Genomic DNA, 22035 nt, shown 5'->3' with positions numbered 1-22035 from the left:
CCGAAATCGCCGGGCCTACTGCAGCTGCGGCTTTTTCAGGAAACTGCCGCGGTCGGCGGACTTGACGCGCAGCCAGGTCTCGCGGCCGTCGCGGACCACCCGCATCGGGATCTCGGCACCGGCCGAGCCGCTTTCCCAAAGCTTGCGATAGAAATCGGCGAGCCCGTCGACCGCACCGTCGCGGACCTCGGAAATGACGTCGCCTTCGCGCAGGCCGGCCTTGGCCGCCGGGCCGCCCTCGGTCACGCTCATCACCACCACCTTGCCGTCGCTTTCGGCCGACAGCGCGCCGAGCCACGGGCGCGGCGGCTTGGCCACGTGGCCACGCGTCAGCAGGTCGTCGAGGATCGGCGGCAACAGGTCGATCGGCACCACCATGTTGATATCGGCAACCTCACCGGCGCGGCTCATCTGCAAGCGCAGCGAACCGATCCCGAGCAGCGCGCCCTCGGCGTTGAACAATGGCGCGCCGCCCCAGGACGGATGCGCCGGCGCGATGAAGATCGCTTCGTCGAGCAGATACTCCCAATAGCCGGCGAATTCCTGCTTGGTGACGATCTTGGCCTCGACCGCCCGGCCAATGCCGTCGGCAAGCACCACCGCGTCGCCGATCCTGGCCTTACCGGCATCACCCAGCGCCACGGCCGGCAGACCGGTCGGCGCCAGCGCCTGAACGAGGCCGAAGCCCGATTCCTGGTCGTAGGCGAGCGCGTGAGCGGGGATGACGCGGCCGTCATGCGAGGTCAGCCAGACCTCCTCCGCCTCTGTGATGAGATAGCCGATGGTCAGCACCAGCCCGTCATTGCGGATGACGACGCCGCTGCCTTCCCTGAGCGTGCCCAGTGCCCCGGCCGTGAAGGCATCCTCCGGAACGGTCGCCCGCACGGCAACGACGGAACGCGGATTGGGATTGATGATCATGATTTTGTCCTGCGATGCGAATGCCTGGCGGCTTCTTCTATAGGTATGCCACGGGGGAGATGCTGCAAGGGGTGAGAAACGGTGGCGATTGGGCAGGAAAAGCCAACTGCTTGGCTTTTCGTATTTCGAACGCCCGGCGGGCGATGCGTCGCGCCCCGCATTGACAATAGTTCAACACAAGTTGAACTTCCCTCTCCGCAGCCCTAGCTATGGGTGACCTGCCATCCTCCCACGATACGAGAGCCGACATGACCGAATATACCCCGCCGAAAGTATGGATCTGGAACAAGGGCAATGGTGGCGCCTTTGCCAGTATCAACCGGCCGATCGCCGGACCGACGCACGACAAGGAACTGCCGGTCGGCAAGCACCCGCTGCAGCTTTATTCGCTGGCGACGCCAAACGGCGTCAAGGTGACGGTGATGCTCGAAGAGCTCCTGGCGCTTGGCCACAAGGGCGCCGAATACGATGCATGGCTGATCCGCATCAACGATGGCGACCAGTTTGGCAGCGGCTTTGTCGAGGTCAACCCCAATTCCAAGATCCCGGCGCTGATGGACCACAGCGGCAAGTCCCCGGTGCGCGTCTTCGAATCCGGCTCGATCCTGGTCTATCTCGCCGAGAAATTCGGCGAATTCCTGCCGGCCGAGCAGCCGGCGCGGGCGGAAGTGCTATCCTGGCTGTTCTGGCAGATGGGCTCGGCCCCCTATCTCGGCGGCGGCTTCGGCCATTTCTACGCCTATGCACCGGAAAAGATCGAATATGCCATCGACCGCTTCTCGATGGAGGTGAAGCGCCAGATGGACGTTCTCGACCGCCGTCTGGCCGAAACGGAATATCTTGGCGGCAAGGATTACACCATCGCCGACATGGCGGTCTGGCCCTGGTATGGCGGGCTGGCGCTCGGCCGGCAGTATAATGATTCCGCCACCTTCCTGTCGGTGCACGAGTATAAAAACGTGCAGCGCTGGGCGAAGGCGATCGACGAACGACCCGCGGTAAAGCGTGGCCGCATGGTCAACCGCGCCTTCGGCGAACCGGCCATGCAGCTGCACGAACGCCATGACGCCAGTGATTTCGACACCAGGACGCAGGACAGGCTCGCCGCCGAGTAGATTCAGGAAAGCTCCGTCAAAAACCCATCACCGGCGTTAAACCGGTGATGGGCTTTTTGCTTGATGCATGAGACGGATCAGTGAAGAACTTCCACGATCTGACGGGTGTCGGGATCCACCAGCACGGTCTGATCATTGATCACCGCGACGCGATACCTGACGTTGGGTACTTCACGCAGTTCGACCTTGTCCGGCACAGAGGAGCCGAGCTTGAGTTCGACGCCCAGAAGGTTCACCGACGCCAACGGCTCCCTCTTGATATATTCGCGAACGACCGTCTCCTGTTCCGGCTGGACCACGATGGTGTCCGCCAGAGCCGCGCCGGCGCCGCCCAGCAGGACGATCGCAGCCGCAGCACTCGTGAGATAATGTTTCATGACAACCTCCATGATTGGCTATTCGCTCCGCCTGGAGGGAAACTCTCACGCAAGTCGGAGGTTCCATGTCTGCTTGTGAAATAAATGTGGCGCCTAACCAACAATAAGCCACATTTTGTTACAAATATAAGTGAAGATATCAGCACTCGCATGCTTTGCATCTTTGACAAAACTTCTTCTGTATTGCGGAACAATCAAGGCATATCGCCCTGCAAAGGAAAGAAATGACGCCTGTTTTTCGGGCCATTCGCTCCGTACACCGCCTTGGCAACAACTAACGTATAGCGAGGGGTGTCGTTCCCATGCTTTACCTCGCCTCCAAAAAAGGCCCGCCCTGCCGGGAGCAGGAGCGGGCCTCCAACGGACCGGTGGAGGTGGCGCCTCACCGATCGAGGTAGGAAAACGCACGCGCCGCGGCTTCGTTCCACCGTGGCCGCCGCGATTTACCGGAAGTGCGCCGCGGGCGAATTCTGCGCGATGCTGAATACGCTGGCCAGCAAGGCCCTGAGATTCTCCCGGGGGCGGAGGGACGCGAGCCGCGGGTGGCGCCGTTAATGCCGGACGCCGTCCCGGTGTAACGGCGGCACCGGGTTGACTGCATCCTGGCCCATCGCGGTGTCTTGTGCGCGCCTGTAGATTAGCCCCAGGACGAGCACGAAGTAGCCGACCTGCAGGACGACCAGGACCACCGCTGTCCAGGCAAGCGCCTCCCACAAGGAACCGGTAGCAATATAGGTCCAGACCGCGACAAGGATCGTGGTCGCCGACATTCCGACGAGAAATGGCCCAAAATACATCGACCTTCAAGATCGCCGAACCCGTCCCGGTCCGGGCGACTCCCTGCCCAAATCTCCATCCGCGCACAGGCTTTCATTATTTTAGCAACTACGCAAGTACGCGCTGCCCGGCTCGACATCCCCTTAGAAATTTCTTGCACGGTAGCGCTGGCAGGAGCAGTTTGATGCTCACGGACCACGGTAGTCGGGAAAAGAAGTCCGGGGGGGGGGAATTGGGAATGACGCTCAAATTGATTGGGGCCGGTTTCGGCCGCACCGGCACATGGTCGACCTTTGCCGCGTTGAACAAGCTCGGCCTGCCCTGCTATCACATGCAGGAAGTGATCATGAACAAGGCCAACACAGGCCATCTCGATTTCTGGCGCAAGGTGGCCAACAGCCCGCCCGGTTCGCAGCAGGACTGGGGCAAGGTGTTCGCCAATTACACCGCCACGGTCGACAATCCAGGCTGCTGCGTGTGGCGCGAACTGATGGTGGCCTACCCCGACGCCAAGGTGCTGCTGACATTGCACCCACGCGGCGCCGAGGCGTGGTACGAAAGCACGATCGACACCATCTACTTCACCGAGAACCTGTGGCAGTTCAAGATCCTGGAATGGCTCACCCCGTTCGGCCGGAAGTTCGGCGACATGTCGCGCAAGCTCATCTGGGGCCGCACATTGGCCGGTGTCATGGGCGACCGGGATAGGGCGGTTGCCCGCTACAATGCCTATGTCGACGAAGTGAAGGCAGCCGTGCCGCCGGAAAAGCTGCTGGTGTTCAAGGTCAGTGAGGGCTGGGCTCCGCTCTGCCATTTTCTCGACGTGGCGCAGCCGAACGAACCCTTCCCAAACCTGAACGACCGCGAAACGATCAAGAAGATCATCCGCGACATCATCAGGGGCTCCTACATCATGCTGGGACTGACGGTGGCTGCCATCGCGGCGGTGATCGCGGCATTGTGGTGGTGGCTGGGCTGACCGCAAGCCCAGGCGCGCCTGCCTGCGTGGAGCGGGCCGAGTTTTTCGCTCCCAAAACAAACGGCCTCACCGACTGCCAGCTTTCGGTCGGGCAGGCTGACTGGCAACTGCTCTCGCTGGAATTTTGCGCTTGCCTTCCCTGCCGGACGGGTCACCAGTTCATGGCCGTTCGACCAGGCTTTTGCCCCTTCTCAACCCCGCTGTAAGGCCGCATGATTATATCTCGATTGGATGAAATAGCGGAACATCCAATGGACATTGCCGGAACCGAACAGGGCCCCTCGGACTTTTGCGCGCACCACCCAAGACCTTGGTCCTACAAGAGAAACCGGATGGTTCGATCCGCGACGCGCAGGCAACGCGCGCCGGTCGGTCCAGAGGCGCCGGCCCTTTGCCATCGCGCGTCATCGCCATGCTCGCAATGCCGCCTGATGATTGGCCGATTGTGCCCGGCTAGAATGCAGGGCCTTGCAGCCCCTGCCTATTCCGCTTTCGCGGAAGTTTCGGACGTCTAGGGGATGTGCGATAAAGTTGTTGCGGCGGTACGAGCCGCCCTGGTTGGCGCGGGCGCCGAGCACACCCCAACAATGCGCCCCCCCGTCCGCGCCGACCATGGCAAGCGCCTGGGTGTCACGGCTTTGCTGCCAGCCCGCTGGGCCGCCAGCTTAGCGCGAGAGATGACTTGCGGAAAAGGGTTGCTTGCGGCCGTGAGGAGTGACGAAAAGGATGATCAGCGGCCGGAAAGCCCCTCACCCCAGTTCCACCCAGACCGGCGCGTGGTCGCTGGCGCCGTCCTGCCCGCGCACGTCGCGGTCTATGCCCGCTCCCTTCAGCCGGCGCACGAGCGTCTTCGACAGCAGGATATGATCGAGCCGCAGGCCGGCGTCGCGCTGCCAGCGGTTCCGGCGGTAATCCCAGAAGGTGTAGAGCGTCTCCTTCGGATATTTCTTCCGTAACGCATCGGTCCAGCCTTGTTCCAGCAGCGCGGCGAAGGCAGCGCGACTTTGCGGCTGCACCAGCGCGTTGTCGTCATAGGAGCGGGTGGCGTAGATGTCGCGCGGCTCGGGCACGATGTTGTAGTCGCCGGCCAGCACCACAGGCAGACCGGTTTCGAGAAGCTGTTCGGCATGCGCCTCCAGCCGCGCGTGCCAGGCGAGTTTGTAGGTGAATTTCGGCCCCGGCTGCGGATTGCCGTTCGGCGCATAGAGACAGGCGATAACGATGCCGTTCACCGCCGCCTCGATATAGCGGCTCTGCCGGTCGGCATCGTCGCCGGGCAAGGCATCGCGGGTCAGCACCGGCTCGGCACCGCGCGCGAGTATGGCGACGCCGTTCCAGGTCGGCTCGCCCTTCCACACCGCCCCATAGCCGGCATAGGCAAGCGCGGTACGCGGAAACTGCGTGTCGCGCGCCTTCAATTCCTGCAGGCAGACGACATCGGGTTTTGCGGTGGCGAGCCACGCCAGCAGATTGTCCAGCCGGCTGTTGATGTTGTTGATGTTGAAGCTGGCGATCTTCATCGGGGATCAGGGGGCGATCCTGCCCACCCACGCCTTCACCGTCTCCGCCAGCGTCGTCAGATGATCCGCAGTCGAGAAGCCCGAAATGCTCTTGCGCGGCTTGAGATCATGGTCGCCGTCCTCAAGCCAGATCACTTCGATCGCATCGGAAAGGCCGTAGGTCGCGACCTCGTCCTTCGTGCCGAACTCGTCGCGCGTCCCTTGAAAAATCAGCGTCGGCGTCTTCAGCCCGGCGAGATGTTTTGTCCGCAATTGCTCGGGCTTGCCAGGCGGATGGAAGGGATAGCCCAGGCAGACCAGCCCCGATATCTCCCCCTTGGAAGCCATCTCGTCGGCGACCATGGAAGCGACGCGCCCGCCCATCGACTTGCCGCCGATGATGAGCTTGCCCGAAACGCCCTTGCCCCTGAGGTCGGCGATCGCCTTGATGTATTCCGGGTTCACCGTCTCGGCGCGCGGCGGCGGCTTGCGCTGGCCATAACGGCGGGCCGCCATGTAGTGGAATTCAAAGCGCGCGACCTGGAAGCCCACGGCGGCGAATGCCTTGGCGGCGGCGGTCATCGAGGGCGAATCCATCGAGGCGCCGGCGCCATGGGCAAGCAGGATGGTGACGGGAGCGGTGTCGTGGCCGTCGAAGAGGAAGGTGGTCATGGATACAGAACTCCCGTGGCTCGGCCTTGGTGACTCCTTCTCCCCTTGTGGGAGAAGGTGGATCGGCGCGTAGCGCCGAGACGGTTGAGGGGTGTTCCAGCGAAGTGAGACGTTGGCGTTCCCTGGANCACCCCTCATCCGACCTCGCTTCGCGAGGCCACCTTCTCCCACAAGGGGAGAAGGAAAGACCCTCACCCCGCCGATTTCGCCAGCTGCATATCCACGAACTGCACGCCCCTGGCCGCCACTCCAGCCCATTCCGATGCCGCGTCGAGCTCCAGATACCGCACCCACAGCCGTCGCGCCTCAAGCAGATTGCCCGCGTCAAACTCCAGCCGCGCCAGGTTGAAGACAGGATCGGCATAATTCCTGTCGAGCCCGATCGCCTTCTGCAAATGCCTTCGCGCCGAGGCGTCGCGGCCTTGCTCGCTCATCAGGCCGGCGAGGTTGAACCAGGCCTCGACGAAGGCCGGGTCGAGTTTGATCGCCCTGGCATAATCGTGCGCGGCTTCCGCCACGCGCCCGGACCCGCGCAAGCAGTTGGCGCGGTTGAAGGCGGCGATGGCGTCGGTAGGATCGATGGCGAGGCAGCGCTGGTAGAGTGCGGCGGCACCGTCATGGTCGCCGCCCTCCTCCGCCACTTCCGCCTCGGCGAACAGATCTTCCAGCGTGTCGTCGCCTTGTGCCGCATATCCCAGATCGAACAGCAATTGCCCGTCGAGTTCGCTCTGGCCGCCTTCGAGATAAATGGCGTCGGGACGGCCATGCTGCGAGCCGACATTGAGCGACTTGGCGGTGAGCGAAGCGACGGGGCCGGAGCGGTGGACTGAGCGCGCGATCGCGCCCCATGTGGCGCCGCCGGCGATCAGCCCGGCATATTTGCGTGCCAGGATCAGGTCGCGGAAGGAATAGGGCTCGCCATCATGCTCGAAGGCATCGAACAGGCTGAGCCGGTCGAGATCGGCGCCGGACAGCCTGGACTGGTCGATCAGCGATTGGCGCGACAGTGAGGGCGCCTCGGGCGCCTTCATCAGCCCGAGCAGCCGCAGGAAACCGTTCTCGCTCAAGAGAATGCGCCCGGCCGCACGCTCGGCGCCGAGGCGGCGTTCGATCTCGCCGTCGCTATTCTTGGTCAGCCCGGTCTTGGCCAGCCCAGCCTTAGCCAACAAAGTCCGTCCGAACACGACATGGGTGGTACGCCTGGTGACACCGCGCCTGAGCTGGCCGTGCTGCCGCTCCACCTCGCGCGCGGCGAGCCTGAGCGGAAACGCCGCCAGCGCGCCGATCGTCCCAAAAACAGCCCCCGGAACGGCCGGTGCCGTCATTTCTTGCTCTTGCCGACCGCCTTGAGCAGGTTGGCCTTGAGCGGATTTTCAGGCGCACCGCCCGCTGCCGCCTTCTTGGCGGCGGGCTTGGCGGCCTCGTCGGCCTTGCTCTTCGACTTGGCCGGCGGCTTCGACTGCGACAGGCTGGCCTTCAGCGCATCCATCAGGTTGATGACATTGCCGCGTTCCGGCGCCGCCGCGATGATCGGCTTGTGGCCCTTCAGCTTCTCGCGGATCATCGACATCAATGCGACTTCGTAGCGGTCCTCGTAATTCTTCGGATCGAAGGTGGTTTCCTTCTGCTTGATCAGCGCTTCGGCAAGCTGCAGCATTTCCGGGTCAGGCTTCATGGCCGGAATGTTGCCGAAATATTCAGCTGTGCCACGCACTTCGTTCGGGTTCCTCAACGTGCACACGAACATGCCGTTCTCACGCGCGCCGATCGTCACCACGCGCTCGCGGCTGGACAGCACCAGCCGGGCGATGGCGAGCTTGCCGGATTTGCGCATCGCCTCGCGCAGCACGGCGAAGGTCTCTTCCGCCATCGCCCCGTCCGGCGCCATGTAATAGGGCGCGTCCTGGTAGATGACGTCGACCTCGTCCTCGTCGACGAAGGCCTCGATGTTCATCGTGTGATTGGATTCGATGCGCACCGCGTCAAGGTCGGCATCGTCGATGATGATGTACTGCTTGTCCTCGTACTCATAGCCCTTGACCAGATCCGCGCGTTCGACGAGCCCCAGTTCAGGGTCGACCGGCTTCATGTTGATGCGGTTATGGGTCTTCTTGTGCAGCTGGTTGAACGAGATGCGTTCGCTGGCGCTGGTGGCGGGGTATAGCCGCACCGGACAGCTGACCAGACTGAGTTTGAGGTAACCTTTCCAACTTGCCCTGGGCGCCATGATGAACTCCTACGCGGCCACGCGCTGACAGTTACTTCGCAGCGCTTCGTCCGAAGGACGAACAAGGCTGCGCAAATCCTACACCGACCCGGCACAATAGCGGCAAATTCCTGACGAAATCTTCCCGCCGGTTTTCGGGGGTCACGGGCGGAGAATAATTCAAATTGTCGGAAGCGTCGATGGAATTGGTGTGGCGCTGGCCGTTAGCCTGGGCGGGCATGCCTTGTTCCTACGGCGAAGCAAGGAGCGGAGCGACACGGCGACGACCTAGGAAAGGGAGGCGGGCAAATCCCGCGCGAACTCGTCAATCTCTGCCCACGGATCGCCCGATGTCTCCAGCAACCCCGGCAGCGACGCGTAATTCAAATCCTGCGGCGCATCGATCGCCTCCAGATCGCTCCAGCTCACCGGTGTCGAGGCCGGCAGGTTGGTGCGGGCGCGCAGCGAATAAGGGGCGGCCGAGGTGTGGCCGCGCGCGTTGCGGTGATAGTCGATGAAGATGCGGCGCTTGCGGTTTTCCTTGCCCATGGTGGTGGTGAAGGTGTCTGGCGCGGTGGCCGTAAGATGCGTCGATATCGCGCTGGTCGCCTGGTGCAGCTTCTTCCAGTTCTGCTTGCCGGTCACCGGAACCGTGATGTGGATGCCGCTGCCGCCCGAAGTCTTTGCGAATGGCACCAGCCCCAGCCCCTCCAGCTCGCCCTTGAGGTGGACGGCGGCCTCGACCACCTCGCGCCAGGAAATCCCCTCGCCCGGGTCGAGGTCGAAGACGATCTGGTCGGGCTTGTCGAGGCTGGTGCGATGGGTGCCCCAGGTGTGGAACTCGACGACGCCGAACTGCGCCAGCGCCAGATAGCCCTTGGCGCCCTCGACGGAGAGATAGGACTTGGTCTCGCCCTCGGAATTGGTCGCCTGGAACGTCACCACCGAAGGCGGCATGCCGGTGAAGGCGTGGCGCTGGAAGAAGCAATCCTTGGGCAGGCCGGTCGGGCAGCGCACCAGCGACACCGGGCGGCCAAGGATGTGCGGCAGCATGAAGTCGCCGACCAGCGCGTAATAGACGGCGATGTCGAGCTTGGTCGGGCCGTTCCTGCCGAACAGCCGCCGCGTCGGGTTCGTCACCCAGATCGTGGCAAGGTCGGCTTCGGCGATCAGCCGCTTGCGTTTTGCCGACACCGGCGTCGACAGGCCAACGTCACGCAGACCGCGAAACACACCATGGCGCAGCGCATTGTCCGCTGTTCGGTTGGCAAAATGGATGCGCGCCGAAAACAGCGGCTTGACCCAGTGCATCTCGCGCATGATTTCGCGCGGTACGCCTTCCGGCGGCGTCGCGCCGGACGTGAGCGGCTCCAGCCGGGCCAGCAGGTCGGCCGCGGTCCCGGCATCGAAGCCGGTGCCAACCTTGCCGCGATAGTGCAGTTCGCCGTCCACCCACTCGGCCATGCCGAGCGCGGCCAGCCCCTCGGCCGCGTCCGAAGTGGTGTAGCCGGCGATGACAAAATCGCCCTTTTCGAGCGCCTTGGTCTTGGTCCAGCTCTTGGTGCGGCCGCTCTGATAGACCGCGGTCGCGCGCTTGGAAACCACGCCCTCCAGGCCGAGTTCCGTCACCTGGTCGTAGAGCCCCTGCCCCGAACCTTCGACATGGTCGGAGAACTGGATGGCGGAGTTGGCACCAAGCCCGCCAAGCAGTTCGGCCAGCAGCGCCTTGCGCCGGATGAGCGGCACCTTCATCAGGTCCCAGCCATCGAGTTGCAGGAGATCGAAGGCGTAGAAGTGCAGCTTGCTGCCGGCGCCCGCCGCCAACGCGTCCTGCAGCAGCGCAAAGCGGGAAATGCCCTTGGCATCAAGCACGACGATCTCGCCGTCGATGATCGCCTCGCGGCACGGCAGCTTGGCGAACGCATGGGGAAGGTCGCCATAGCGCTTCGTCCAGTCGATGCCGCCACGGGTGATCAGCCGCACCTCCCCGTTGGAGACATGCGCCATGGTGCGGTAGCCGTCGAACTTGATCTCATGCAGCCAGAGCTCGTTGGTATTGTCGGCAAGGCTTTCGCCACCCGGCGGCTTCGGCACCTGCGTGGCCAGTTGCGGCTCGATACGGCTCAGTGCCGGCGCCTTGGCCGCGCCCGGCAGGTCGCCCGGCCTCAACGACCCAGGCTTTGGCGCGGACTTCGCGGCCGGCTTCGGCGGCGCCACCAGCTCCTCGATGCGCAGGCCGGATTTCACGCTTTCCGGTCGCGCTTCGAGGATGTTCAGCGCCGTGTCGGCGGCGAGGTCGCGCTCCTTGAACAGCAGCCAGTTCGTCTTGTTCTCGTCCTCGCCCGGCTTGGGCTTCAGGCGCGTCAGCATCCAGCCGCCATTGAGCTTTTCGCCGGCCAGCCGGAACTTGAAGGCGCCGGTGCGCAGGCTTTTGTCGACATCGTCCATCGGCGCCCAGATGCCGGTGTCCCAGACGATCATCGGCCCGCCGCCATATTCGCCCTCGGGGATGACGCCCTCGAAATCGATATATTCGAGCGGATGATCCTCGGTCTCCACGGCCAGCCTTTTGTCGGCAGGGTTGAGCGAGGGCCCGCGCGGCACCGCCCAGCTTTTCAAGACATCGCCGACTTGCAGGCGCAGATCGTAATGGTCCGCCGTCGCATGGTGCTTATGGATGACGAAGCGGTTGCCGTCGCCGGCCATCGACCCGCCCGCCGGCTCCGGCGTCTTCGAGAATTCGCGCTTGGCGCGATAGGTCTGGAGCTTGGCGGGCGGCATGTCAAAAGCCGAGCCTGGCGGAAATCAACAACCGCCTCGTTCCTTCGCGCCCCCCTCTGCCCTGCCGGGCATCTCCCCCTCTAGAGGGGAGATCGAACTTCACGGCGACCTTCGCGAATATCGGACGTTGAAAGAATAGCGCGGCAGGCGAAATTGCCGATCTCCCCACGAGAGGGGGAGATGTCCGGCAGGACAGAGGGGGGCGCCGTAGGGCGCTACGTTTGCACCATTCGCGATTTTTCACTTGGTCTCAATCGTCAATCGCCGGCGTCAGCTCCAGCTCGGCCGGCGACAGCCCCTGCTGCAACTGGCTCAAGCGGAATTCGTCGACCCAGTAGGCCTCGCCGTCGACCAGCACGCGCGCACTGTAGGTGCCATCGGAGAAACGCTGCGCGGTGATGTAGACCTTGTGGCGGTCGAGCGCCTTGCGCACCGCGGCGCGCTTGGAGTTCTGGCTGTTCACGGCAGTGGACATGCGCTTCGCCCTCGGTCGCCCGACAAGGAACTCGGCCGCTCCTGGCGGCCCGGCGACTGCCCCCAAGGATGGCGGAGACGCGAGGCCCTGTCAATTTCGCGGGCGTCCTTCAGTTCTTCAACCGCCGCAAACGGCGCATCACGCCCTGTACGGCCTTGTAAAGCCCCGGCTTGGTGCGCACGAAAGCCTCGGCCCGCCTGCGGAACTCGATGACGGCATTGGCCACACTGCCCCGCATCGTGAACCCATGGCAGAGTTCGACCAATACCGAACCCTTTGCACCCATATGTTCCTTGTAGCCCTGGTTTCCGACGGACAGGTCGAAATACCCAAAGCCCTGTTCGCGCCCCCAGCCGATCAACCTGCCCATGATTGCAAGCCCTGGTGAGACATTGGGCGCGACGCTCTGGTCCATCGCTATCAGGAGAGCATGAACGGTCCCTTGATGAACCAGCAGATATTGAACCGCGATCAGGGCCTCGCCGACGCGCAGCCCGAAAAGCCGCACGGAGCCATCCGACAGGCCCTGAATGGCCGCGCTCCGGTAGAAATCGACGATCTTCTGCTGCGTCAGCAAGTCGAAGCGACCAAGCTCGCGAAAGCGATCGAGCCGCATCCGCACCAATTCACCGAAGATACGCTCAACCTCGGCCGGCGCGTCGGCCTCGACCAGTTCCACACTGCCAAGCCGTTCCAGGCGACGCCAGTCCTTGCCGAATTCCTTGACGAAGGATGGCCTGCAATGACGCTTGAGGACTGTTTCCGGGTCGCCGTCGATGTCGAGGCCGAAGGCGGTCTGGATGGAATCGCGCGTGTCCGGGAGCAAGGCCAGCGGATTGGCGACGCCGTGGATCTGTCGCGGAATCCCCACGATGTGGACGCGGTCCGACGGCGGCAGCGCCGAGCGCACCGCCGCCCACGCAGCCTGCGCGGATTGCCTGGTCCACGGGGTGGCATCGGCCAGCAGCGGCGCCGCGTAGTCGCAGACGCCACCGCTCAACCATTCGACCACCCAATGCTGGAACGCCCTACGCCGCATCAGCGGCACCAGCATTCTGGGTTCGCCGGTCGCGGCGTCGCCCACCTCCACGATGAGGAGTTCCGCGCTTTCCGGCAACAGCCGCGCCACGATCCCTTCCGCCCAGGCGAAAATCTGGTGGCCGGTGCACACGCCATCCGCCTGGAGGCGCAGCCAGAGCGGCCTGACCGCCTCCAGGCTGGTGTGCAGTTTCGCCGTATAGGTGCCGTTCGCCGCGATCGCGGCGGGATGCCGAACCTGCCCGCCGGGCAAGTCCGTCACCGCAGCAATTTGCACTGCCTGGCCTGACACATCTCTCTCCTATCGTCTTGCCGCGGCGAACGAAACCGCCCGCCGCCACGAGCCCAGCCGGCTGTCGTGCTGCTGGTCCGGGTGTTCGATGTTCCACATGCGGTGATGCACGAAGTACCATGATGCCACGAGCACGAAGATCTCGGAGACCGCGGAACCCGCCAGCGACCAGGGCGGAGACGCGACCGCCAGCAGGATCGCGATCAACGCCAGTCCGACAATGGCGCCGCCCAAGGTGATGAACGCGACGATGCGGAAGTCACCCATTATCTCGAGCACTACGCGGGGCATGATGTAGAGCATGATCGGGACGAAATTCGCGATCACGAAAAGCCCGATGAACCCGACCGAGGCATCCTGGAGAGCCTGGGACTTTATCATCGGCAGGACGAACATGATGGCGCATCCATAGGCCACCGCGCCGAATCCCATGACGACAGCCCACAGCTTTGCCTGCGCCCAGACACGGCGCGTTTCGTTGCCGCGCATCAGCTTGGCCAGTTCCGGCTGCGTCATGTTCACGAAGGCGAGGCTGATGATGCGCAGCGGCGCGAACAGCACGAGCACCGCCGCCAGCGGCGCATAGGCGGCCGGCCCGGCAATGCCCGCGACCAGCAGCGCCAGGCATTGGCCCTGGATGTTGGTGGTGGTGGCGCTGAAGGCCGACCAGCAGAGCTGCGACCAGAGCCTTGCATAGCGCCGCCGCGTCGGCATGCGGAAGCTGATGCGCATCGTGCGGCGCGCCAGCCGGACAAGGACGAAGATGCCAAACAGGTTGGCCGCCGCAAGTGCATAGAACACGGTCTGCAGCGCATCCCTGGCCAGCCAGATCGCCAGGCCGGCCATGACGGTGCCGGCGATCGTGAAAGCGGCATCGCTGATGGAAACGATCACCTGCTGGCGGCGTGCGAAGAAGGCCGTGCGCATGTGGCTGCGCAGGGACCATGTGCCGACGAAACAGCCGGCGGCAATTCCGCTGGGATCGCCCAAAAGACGCATCACGATCGCCGTGCCGATGGCCATCAGCAACGCAACGACCAGCGCCGCCGTCCCGAAGGCCACGTCATAGGCATTGACGCCGGCGCTGTTGGTGCTCTTGCTCATCCATATCGAGGCGGGAACGGCGGTGAGCGACCTGATGTAGGACAGGCCGACGCCGCCCATCACCATGCCGATGGCGAAGAGGCCGTAGCCTTGCGCCGACAGCATGTGCAGCAGCGCGATGTTGAGGGCAAAGTGGAAGCCGCTCTGCATCGCCTCGCCGCCGATCATCAGCACGAGGCGCCGCACAAGATGGCCAGGCAGTTTCACGGCCGTGTCTCCGCCTGGCGGGCGGTTGCCGTCCGGCCCGGCTTGGCGATGGCCGCCTTCAGCTTGTCCGCGGCTATTACCGCGATCGCCGCAGCCGCGACCGGCTCGCTGAAGACCGCCTCGTAGCGCGCCCGCCCGGCGGCGACAAAGGAGCGCCATGCCTCCGGCCGCAGGATGATTTCCTCGAGTTTGCCGGCAAGGGCGGCGGCATCGCCGGGCGGAACATGCCAGCCGGTTTCGCCGTCGGCTACCACCTCGACCAGCCCGCCGATCGCCGACACCAGCGGCGGCCGGCCATAGGCCATCGCCTCGATGGCGACACGGCCGAGCGATTCGGGACGCCGCGACGGCACGGTGACGATATCGGCCCAGCGATAATGCTCGGACGGGTCGGGGATGAAGGGCAGCACGCTGACGCGTCCGGTGAGTCCCATGCTCCCGACCAGTTCGGCGAGCGCGCGTTCGCGTTCGACGCTTTCGAAGGCCCCGCCGACCAGCCGCACCTCGATCCTCGACTTGAGTTCCGCCGGCAGCGAGGCGATCGCCTCCAAAAGCACTTCCTGGCCCTTGATCCTGTTGATGCGGCCAAGCAGCAGCACCTTGAGCGGGCGCTTGTTGTCATAGGTCGTCGCTTCGGCCGCGGCCGGGCCGGCGACGCCGTTATAGATCACATGGGAGCGCGCGGATCTGGGCTCGCCGAACGCGGCGCGGGTGGCGCGCGAGTTGAAGATGAGATCGGCATGGCTCCAGTGCATCAGGCCGACAAGGATCCTGCGCATGGCGCCTTCGGGAATTTCGTGGACGTGCAGCACGGCCTTGTGCGGCAGAAGGCGCGCGGCCAGCGCGTAGTCGGCCACGATCGAGGTGTTGACATAGGTGAGATCGCAATCCCTGAGCCGCCGCCAGGCCCTCAGCACCGCGACCGGCAGCCGCGCCATCTCGATCGTGGCAAGGCGCGCAATGGCCTGGCGCCTCAACACCCAGAGCGGCTCGAAGACGATCCGGGTCGCATGCGGTTCGAGAATCCGTACGATCGGTCCGCCGCGCGGCAGGACCACTTCGATGTCGGCTGAGGGAAACGCGGCGCGCAGCGCGGCCACGCTCTCCGCGAAGCTGCGGTCGGAACCATAGAGTTCATAGCCCTGATGGACGCATGCAATCCGCATATTCCCATGCATCTTTCTGCCAGGGGTAGTTTGATGTTCCCGCCACCTGACGGATCAGGCGACTGGAAATTTCAAGCCCAACACCCCTTTGGACTTCACTTATAGCCGGCATGGTGACGAGCGGATGTGGAACCCGGATCACCATGCCAATGCTGCACGTCCTCCGCCGATGTGGCGCACAGAAGTCCATGAGCAAGGATCATGCCGGCCCTGACTTGACCGTCTGCTGGTCGCCAGGTCGCGGCATTGCCTTGTTTCGATACACATACGCCGGGATAGTTGACCGATAGTGAAACAACTCCGGCCGCTGGAAGAAATATTTTACACCCCGGTGCCATAATGAGCGGAACTGAGTCTGGCATGGATATCGCTGGACTGTGGTTTCCAGACGAGACGGCCCGCGCATTGCGGAGCAAGCGGATTTGAAAGCGCCACCAGCCATGAAACCGGAAACCACCATCCTGATCCTCGGGACGCGCGGCATTCCCGCTGCCCATGGCGGCTTTGAAACCTTCGCCGAGAAGGTGGCGCTGTTTCTTGCCGGGCGCGGCTGGAAGGTCGGCGTCTACTGCCAGGATGAAGTCGAGCGGGTCGACCAGAGGGTGCGCGTCGACACCTGGAAAGGCATCGAGCTCATCCATGTCCAGGTCGCCTCGAAGGGCCCGCGCGCGACGCTGGAATTCGACTGGCAATGCGTGCTCGACGCTGCCCGTCGGCCCGGTGTCTGCCTGGTACTCGGCTATAATGGCGCGGTCTTCCTGACCTGGCTGAGGCTGATGCGGCGCAAGATCATCACCAACATGGACGGCATTGAGTGGCGCCGGCCCAAATGGGGTGTGGCGGCGCGCACATGGTTCTGGCTCAACGAGTGGATCGGCGCCTGGGCCTCGCACCGCCTGGTCGCCGACCATCCCGTGATCGCGGACCACCTGGCGACGCGCCGGCCGCGCAGCGCCATAGCCACCATCACCTATGGCGCCGACCCCGTGACATCGGCACCGGAGGCGCCGGTGCGCGCGCTCGGCCTCGAGCCCGGCAAATATCTGATCTCGATCGCGCGCATCGAGCCCGACAACAACATCCTGCCCCTCGTCGAAGCCTTCTGCAGCCAGAAGCGCGACATGAAGCTGGTGGTCCTGGGCACGCTTTCCGACCAGATCCCTTATCATGTCGCCGTTCGCAAGGCGGCGAACGCCTCGGTGGTGCTGCCCGGCGCCATCTACGACCAGGCGGCGGTGAAGGCGCTGCGTTTTCACGCGCGCGCCTATTTGCATGGCCACACGGTCGGCGGCACCAACCCGTCGCTGGTCGAGGCGCTGGCCGCCGGCAACATGGTGATCGCCCACGACAACCCCTACAACCGATGGACCGCGGGTGCGGCAGCCATCTATTTCACCGACGCGCGGAGCTGCGCTGAGCGGATGCGGCAGGCGATGGAGGATGACGCCCTGGTCAGGACTTGTGGCGACGCCGCGAGGGCCCGCGCCAACGAAGCCTTTCGCTGGGACGACGTCCTGCTTGCCTATGAAAGCGAAGCCTATCGGCTTCTGGGCGTGCCCGCCGCTGCGGCCGTGCCGGTCGATCGCCCCTCGCCCGGCGCCGTATGACGGGTTGGTCGCGACGGCGGCTGCTGAGGACCGCGCTGTCGACGGCGCTGGTGCCCGCCACGGCGGCGCTTTCGACCGCAGCGCCCGCGCTGGCCGCCACTGGCGAATGGCGCTTTCGCCGCGGCGTCAATGCCTGGCCCTGGTTCGCGCTGACACGCGAATTTCCGGCGCCGCGCACCGATTATGACTGGCCGCCCTTCCAGCCGCAGCGGCCGGTGCCGACACCGGACGACCTTCGCCGGCTGCGTCAGACCGGGCTCGATTTCATCCGCCTGCCCGTCGATCCCGGCCCGTTCCTGGCCGCCGACGCCGCCACGCGTGCAAAATTGCTGACGATGCTGGACGATGCCGTGGCGGCCGTCATCGATGCCGGTCTGGGCATCATCGTCAACGTGCAGGCCAACGGCGCCACCCATTACTGGACTCCCGACCGCATGGTCTCCAGCACCGCCGCGCCGGAATTCGAAGCCTATCGCGCGCTGGTCGGCACGCTTGCCGGCAGGCTGCAGCGGTTCGCACAGGGCATGGTGGCGCTGGAACCCGTCAACGAACCGCCGCAATCCTGCTCCTCCAATGTCTGGTCGAATGTCCAGGCGGCCTTCTTGACGGCGGCCAGGGCGTCGTCCCGGATCTTGCCGCTTGTCGTCACCGGCGGCTGCGGCTCGATGGTGAGCGGGCTCGCCGCGCTCGACCCGGAGCCGCTGGCGGCCTTCGAGCCGATCCTCTTCACCTTCCATTTCTACGAACCCTATCTGTTCAGCCATCAGGGCGCGCCCTGGATGCGCGAGCCCGTCTACCGCGCGCTCAACAACGTGCCATGGCCGGCCTCCGCCGGTTCGTTCGAACGGACGCTGGCTTCGGTCAGGGCGCGCATGGCTCAGGACACCAAGACCTCCGAAGCGGACAAGCAGGCCGCCTATGCCGAGACCGAACGCGTGCTGAAGGTCTATTTCGACGCCAGGCCCGGCCGCTGGTTCATCGACAAATATCTGAGCCAGGCGCGCGATTGGGCCGACAGCCACGGCATCGCGCCGCAGCGCGTCATCATGGGCGAATTCGGCGCGCTGCGCACCGACGCCCGCTACGTCGCCGCCCCCAACCCCGACCGCGCCCGCTACATATCAGATGTCAGGCAGAGCGCCGAGGCATCAGGCTTTCCCTGGGCCTTCTGGGACCTCTTCGACGGCATGGGCATGATGGACGACACGACGCGGGCGCTCGACCCTGCGATGGTGGATGCGCTGGGGCTGAGGATGCCGGAGTAGAGAGCGCTACGCTCGCGGCACTTGCGCCGGGCGTCGTACCCCCACCCTCACCGGCCGGTACAGCGCCAGCGCGATCACCACGAACTTGGTCATCAGCGTCGTCTTGGACGCCAGGCTTTCGGAGGTGTTGAGCAGGATCAGCCAGCCCAGCACCGTCAGCCAGATGCCGGGATGGCAGCGGCGCGCCACTTCGTGCATGAACAGTGCGAAGCCCAGAAACAACAGCAGGGTGAAGAAGGCGCCCTGATAGAGGAGCAGGCGGATGATCGGGTTCTCGATGCCCTGTTCGAGGCCGTTGATGCGGCGCAGGCTTTCGATGAGATCGATATCGGGCCCGACGATCAAGTCGCGCAGTTCGAAATGCTTGAAGAGCTCGAACATTTCGACGCGGGCATTGGCGCTGCCGCTGTCCGACACGAAGCGTTCCAGCAGCGCGTCGAAGAAGCCGTAGGAGAACAGCATGGCGAGCACGACTGGCAGCAGCGAGGCGAGCATGACCGCAAGGGCCGCACCCGGCAGGCTGATGCGTCCTCGCCGCAGATAAGCGACGCCGCTGAAAAGCAGATAGATGCCGCCGAGCGCGATCGTCGTCACCATCGCCGAGCGCCCGCCGAACACGACCAGCGCCGCGCATTGCAGGCCGATCAGCCNGAGCCGCAGCGGCATGGACAGCGATCGCGAACCCGAAAGCAGCGCCAGCACGTAGATCGCGGTGATCGTGGCGTTGGACAACGGATGCCCCTGAAGCGCCGTCGAGCGCAGGTCGTTCATGAACACCACGCCGTCGAGCCGGTAGGGAAAGACCAGCGTCTTGGTGGCGAATTCGAACAATGCGAGCAGCGCGTTCACCGTCATCACCGCGTGCACCACCGTTTGCATGCGGGCGAATATCTTTTCATCGGCCTCGGCCAGCATCATCACCAGCAGCGCCGGCGCCACGAACGTGTCGATCATGCCGGCCATGCCGGGGCGCTGCCTGATGATGACGATGACCAGCAGCATGATCGACATGACGGCCAGCAGCGCGCTCGCCGGCCGCCTGTCGGCGATGGCCAGCGTGTAGCCGACCGGGTTGCCGAACGTGCAGGCGCGCCAGGCAAACATCAGCACGAGCAGATAGGTGGAGGGATGGATCTTGGTCGCCGGATTGCCGGTCAGCCCGTCGTAATTGTAGCCCACCAGCCACAGCATGCCGCCCGAGATGCTGAACAGCAACGCCACCACCGCAACCAGGCCATAGCCGGTCACCCAGTCGAGTGAATTGCCGGTGCGGCGCGAAGCCGCTGCTTGATCCTGGCCGGCCCAGCCGGCTGCCGGGGTGGCGGACCGGGCGGCACCCCGGATGGCAGACATGTCAGGCCGCCTCGTCGACCAGCAAGGCGCCGGTCGGCAACCGTCCCATGACGGAAATGGCCTGCGCGGCCGCCGTGACATCGCGCATCGGCGTCGCGTTCAGCGTGGCGACAAGCACGATCTCGTCGACCATGGCGACCAGAGGCGAGGCGTTGAGATTGTCGGCCAGCGCGCCGCCGTCGACGACGACGAGTTCGAAATTGCGGCTCGCCTGAGCCAGCATGTGCTGCGTGTAATAGACGCCCTTCGCCTCGGAGAAGGCAGCCTTTGGCCGACCCTTGCCGAGAACCGCGACGTTGCTGCCGGGCGCGTACTGGCTCAGCGCCTCGAAGGCATATTCGCCGCGCAGCACGTCAAGCAGGCCGGGCTGCGGTTCCTTGTGGCCCTTGCCGGCATTGGTGTCGATGAACAGGACACGGCTGCCCCTGGCAGCCGCGGCGTTGGCCAGCAGGCGCGCCACCCGGCCCCGTTGCGCGGCATCTTCCGGCGCCGACGTCAGCAGGATGGACGGCACCAGCGGCCAGTCCGGCGGACGCCGGCTGGAGGAGAACAGGCGCCTCAACGCCAGGCCGGCGACGGCGTCCATTTTTTGTCCGGCCTGCGCGGCGGCGCCACCGAAAGGCCACCAGCGGCGGCGCGCCGATTTTGCCGGCAGCACGCCCACCACGGGCGCGTCGATCGCCGATTGCATCTGCGCGCTGGAAAGCACCGTCGGCGATGAATATTCCGCGATCAGCGCCATGCCGGTGCCGAGCCCCAGCCCGCCGAAGAACGCGCCGAATACCAGCAGCAGCAGCGGCGGCCAGCTCTTCTTCAGGGCCGGCATGGCGTCGGAGATGATGCGCGCATTGGTGCTGTCGACATTGACCTGCTCGCGCGTTTCCTGCGCCCGCTGCAGGTAGGTGGCGTAGACCGAGCGCACCGCCTCGAGATCGCGCTGCAGTTCGCGCAGCTTGACCGAGGCCTGGTCGGTGTCGAGCGACTTGCTCTTCATGCCCGCGACCTTGGCCTCCAGCGCCTGCTGGTTGGCCAGTGCCCGCTCATAGTCGGTTTCGGCGGCGGCGCCGATGCGGCCGAGTTCGCGCGCGATGAGCGCGCGCGTGTCGCGCAATTGCTGCTGGGCCGCCATCATCGAGGGATGGCGCGGCCCGAGTTCCGTGCCGAGCTGCGAGACCTGGTCGACAAGCGTCGCCTCCTGTGCCCGCAGGCTCGAAATCACCGCCGAGCGCATCGCTTCCGAGGTCGCGTCCGGTGCGCCGCCGGACCGGCGCAACTGGTCGACCTGCGCCTTCAGCGTCGCGGTGCGGCTTTGCGCGGCCGCCAGCTGCGTGTTGATCTCGGTCAGTTCCTGGTCGCTGACCAGATTGCCCGCAGCCATCACCATGTTGTTGGCGGACTTGTAGGCCTCGACCGCATTCTCGGCCCGCTGGACGCGCTTGCGCTGCTCTTCCAGCCGCGCGGTGATCGAGTCGGAAGCGTCCGTGGCCATCTTCGCGCGCGCCGCGGCCTGGTCGGCCAGGTAGGCCTGCGCGATGGCATTGGCGAGCTTCGCCGCCTTGTCGGCGCTCTTAGCGGTGACGATCACGTCGAGGACCAGCACCTTGTCGGCCCGCTTGACCGCCAGCCGCCGGCGCAGTGCATCGAGCGTCGTCCCCGTCTTGTCGGTTTCGCCCGTCTTGTCCGTCTCGGTCGACTCCGAGCCTAGCACGCCGCCGAGCAAACGGCTCAACAACCCACCTTGCCCGTTGAATTCCGGATCCTCGGTCAGGTTGGTCGCCGCGATAGCCCTGAGCAGCACGCCGCTCGACTGGACGACGGCAACCTGGCTTTCCACCATGGTGATGCCGCCATCGGGCGGAACCCGGCTCGGATTGACGTCGTTGGTGACCACCTGCAGGTCTTGCGGATCGACGATGATCTCCGCCACCGAGCTGTAGAGCGCCGGCGTGAACAGTCCATAGAGCAGCGCTGCAAGGGTCAGCAGTGCGGCTGTGGCGAGGATCAGGAAACGGCGGCGCACCAATATACGCTTCAGGTCACCCAGCTCGACGGACGAGGACGGATACGACGCGGCCGGAGGCGGCTCCGGCGCATATTGCATCGCCTGCGGAGCTTGTTGTTGCGGCAACGAGAGCAGGGATGATTGCAAAGGTCGCTCCGACAACACTCCATATGCCTCAAAAGACTAAATTGCGGCTTCA

18 protein-coding genes are annotated in these 22035 nt (G+C 64.8%); 4 read left to right on the top strand and 14 right to left on the bottom strand.

The genetic code is table 11. The features are described from left to right. Positions 1-15: 15 nt before the first annotated feature. Positions 16-921: a S1C family serine protease gene (locus M653_RS0115850; RefSeq protein ID WP_027144233.1), complete on the bottom strand. Its 906-nt coding sequence runs from the start codon at positions 919-921 to the stop codon at positions 16-18. A 248-nt stretch (positions 922-1169) separates the two neighbouring features. On the opposite strand from M653_RS0115850, the gene yghU reads away from it, so the two are divergent. After that, complete coding sequence (yghU, locus tag M653_RS0115845) at positions 1170-2036, top strand: glutathione-dependent disulfide-bond oxidoreductase (protein WP_027144232.1); 867 nt, start codon at positions 1170-1172, stop codon at positions 2034-2036. Between the two features lie 77 nt (positions 2037-2113). Here the strand turns inward: yghU and M653_RS0115840 are convergent, their stop codons facing one another. Then, on the bottom strand, positions 2114-2413 hold the full coding sequence (locus M653_RS0115840; protein ID WP_027144231.1) for a DUF1236 domain-containing protein: 300 nt from the start codon (positions 2411-2413) through the stop codon (positions 2114-2116). 551 nt (positions 2414-2964) lie between these two features. Continuing rightward, a complete protein-coding gene (locus tag M653_RS0115835) occupies positions 2965-3210 on the bottom strand; it encodes an exopolysaccharide production repressor protein (protein ID WP_027144230.1) in 246 nt (81 codons plus the stop codon). Positions 3211-3428: 218 nt separating this feature from the next. Between M653_RS0115835 and M653_RS0115830 the strand changes: the two genes are divergently transcribed. Beyond that, positions 3429-4169: a sulfotransferase family protein gene (locus tag M653_RS0115830; protein WP_027144229.1), complete on the top strand. Its 741-nt coding sequence runs from the start codon at positions 3429-3431 to the stop codon at positions 4167-4169. A gap of 749 nt (positions 4170-4918) precedes the next feature. Here the strand turns inward: M653_RS0115830 and M653_RS0115825 are convergent. From M653_RS0115825 to M653_RS0115785, 9 genes are all read right to left on the bottom strand, one after another. Next, the gene (locus M653_RS0115825) at positions 4919-5689 is read right to left on the bottom strand and encodes an exodeoxyribonuclease III (protein ID WP_027144228.1); all 771 of its coding nucleotides are present in this window, start codon (positions 5687-5689) and stop codon (positions 4919-4921) included. A gap of 6 nt (positions 5690-5695) precedes the next feature. Beyond that, a complete protein-coding gene (locus M653_RS0115820; protein WP_027144227.1) occupies positions 5696-6340 on the bottom strand; it encodes an alpha/beta family hydrolase in 645 nt (214 codons plus the stop codon). A 191-nt stretch (positions 6341-6531) separates the two neighbouring features. Then, positions 6532-7665 (bottom strand): tetratricopeptide repeat protein, encoded by a 1134-nt coding sequence (locus M653_RS0115815; protein WP_027144226.1) that lies wholly within the window; start codon positions 7663-7665, stop codon positions 6532-6534. Then, positions 7662-8567, bottom strand: a complete 906-nt coding sequence (locus M653_RS0115810; protein WP_027144225.1) for a Ku protein — start codon at positions 8565-8567, stop codon at positions 7662-7664. Before M653_RS0115810 ends, M653_RS0115815 begins: the two co-directional genes overlap by 4 nt. Positions 8568-8834: 267 nt before the next feature. Then, a complete protein-coding gene (gene ligD / locus M653_RS0115805; protein WP_027144224.1) occupies positions 8835-11327 on the bottom strand; it encodes a DNA ligase D in 2493 nt (830 codons plus the stop codon). A gap of 250 nt (positions 11328-11577) precedes the next feature. Further along, positions 11578-11802, bottom strand: a complete 225-nt coding sequence (locus M653_RS0115800) for a hypothetical protein (RefSeq protein ID WP_027144223.1) — start codon at positions 11800-11802, stop codon at positions 11578-11580. Positions 11803-11911: 109 nt separating this feature from the next. After that, entirely contained in the window at positions 11912-13132 is a 1221-nt protein-coding gene (locus tag M653_RS0115795; protein WP_027144222.1) for a GNAT family N-acetyltransferase, read from the bottom strand. Positions 13133-13141: 9 nt separating this feature from the next. Then, entirely contained in the window at positions 13142-14443 is a 1302-nt protein-coding gene (locus M653_RS0115790) for a hypothetical protein (protein ID WP_027144221.1), read from the bottom strand. After that, a complete protein-coding gene (locus tag M653_RS0115785) occupies positions 14440-15609 on the bottom strand; it encodes a glycosyltransferase family 4 protein (RefSeq protein ID WP_032935347.1) in 1170 nt (389 codons plus the stop codon). The genes M653_RS0115790 and M653_RS0115785 overlap by 4 nt, the downstream gene beginning before the upstream one ends. Before the next feature lie 440 nt (positions 15610-16049). Here M653_RS0115785 and M653_RS0115780 point away from each other — a divergent pair, with 440 nt between their 5' ends. Next, on the top strand, positions 16050-17216 hold the full coding sequence (locus M653_RS0115780; RefSeq protein ID WP_027144219.1) for a DUF1972 domain-containing protein: 1167 nt from the start codon (positions 16050-16052) through the stop codon (positions 17214-17216). Then, the gene (locus M653_RS0115775) at positions 17213-18481 is read left to right on the top strand and encodes a cellulase family glycosylhydrolase (protein WP_027144218.1); all 1269 of its coding nucleotides are present in this window, start codon (positions 17213-17215) and stop codon (positions 18479-18481) included. Before M653_RS0115780 ends, M653_RS0115775 begins: the two co-directional genes overlap by 4 nt. A 6-nt stretch (positions 18482-18487) precedes the next feature. Here the strand turns inward: M653_RS0115775 and M653_RS01000000132675 are convergent, their stop codons facing one another. Both M653_RS01000000132675 and M653_RS0115765 read right to left on the bottom strand, forming a co-directional pair. Continuing rightward, the gene (locus M653_RS01000000132675) at positions 18488-19834 is read right to left on the bottom strand and encodes a VpsF family polysaccharide biosynthesis protein (protein ID WP_032935346.1); all 1347 of its coding nucleotides are present in this window, start codon (positions 19832-19834) and stop codon (positions 18488-18490) included. 1 nt (position 19835) lies between these two features. Continuing rightward, positions 19836-21983 (bottom strand): Wzz/FepE/Etk N-terminal domain-containing protein, encoded by a 2148-nt coding sequence (locus M653_RS0115765; RefSeq protein WP_027144217.1) that lies wholly within the window; start codon positions 21981-21983, stop codon positions 19836-19838. Positions 21984-22035: the final 52 nt, after the last annotated feature.

Origin of the sequence: Mesorhizobium sp. WSM3626, from assembly GCF_000513935.1 — a bacterium.
GTDB classification, from domain to species: domain Bacteria; phylum Pseudomonadota; class Alphaproteobacteria; order Rhizobiales; family Rhizobiaceae; genus Mesorhizobium; species Mesorhizobium salmacidum.
Note: the sequence above shows the minus strand (reverse complement) of the source record. Positions and strands in the feature narration are given on the sequence as shown.

Coding starts and splice junctions, on each gene's coding strand:
- M653_RS0115815 (WP_027144226.1), bottom strand. CDS start 7,665: ATGACGGCACCGGCCGTTCCGGGGGCTGTTTTTGGGACGATCGGCGCG.
- M653_RS0115800 (WP_027144223.1), bottom strand. CDS start 11,802: ATGTCCACTGCCGTGAACAGCCAGAACTCCAAGCGCGCCGCGGTGCGC.
- M653_RS0115825 (WP_027144228.1), bottom strand. CDS start 5,689: ATGAAGATCGCCAGCTTCAACATCAACAACATCAACAGCCGGCTGGAC.
- M653_RS0115820 (WP_027144227.1), bottom strand. CDS start 6,340: ATGACCACCTTCCTCTTCGACGGCCACGACACCGCTCCCGTCACCATC.
- M653_RS0115785 (WP_032935347.1), bottom strand. CDS start 15,609: ATGCGGATTGCATGCGTCCATCAGGGCTATGAACTCTATGGTTCCGAC.
- yghU (WP_027144232.1), top strand. CDS start 1,170: ATGACCGAATATACCCCGCCGAAAGTATGGATCTGGAACAAGGGCAAT.
- M653_RS0115780 (WP_027144219.1), top strand. CDS start 16,050: ATGAAACCGGAAACCACCATCCTGATCCTCGGGACGCGCGGCATTCCC.
- M653_RS0115840 (WP_027144231.1), bottom strand. CDS start 2,413: ATGAAACATTATCTCACGAGTGCTGCGGCTGCGATCGTCCTGCTGGGC.
- M653_RS0115810 (WP_027144225.1), bottom strand. CDS start 8,567: ATGGCGCCCAGGGCAAGTTGGAAAGGTTACCTCAAACTCAGTCTGGTC.
- M653_RS0115850 (WP_027144233.1), bottom strand. CDS start 921: ATGATCATCAATCCCAATCCGCGTTCCGTCGTTGCCGTGCGGGCGACC.
- ligD (WP_027144224.1), bottom strand. CDS start 11,327: ATGCCGCCCGCCAAGCTCCAGACCTATCGCGCCAAGCGCGAATTCTCG.
- M653_RS0115830 (WP_027144229.1), top strand. CDS start 3,429: ATGACGCTCAAATTGATTGGGGCCGGTTTCGGCCGCACCGGCACATGG.
- M653_RS0115835 (WP_027144230.1), bottom strand. CDS start 3,210: ATGTATTTTGGGCCATTTCTCGTCGGAATGTCGGCGACCACGATCCTT.
- M653_RS0115775 (WP_027144218.1), top strand. CDS start 17,213: ATGACGGGTTGGTCGCGACGGCGGCTGCTGAGGACCGCGCTGTCGACG.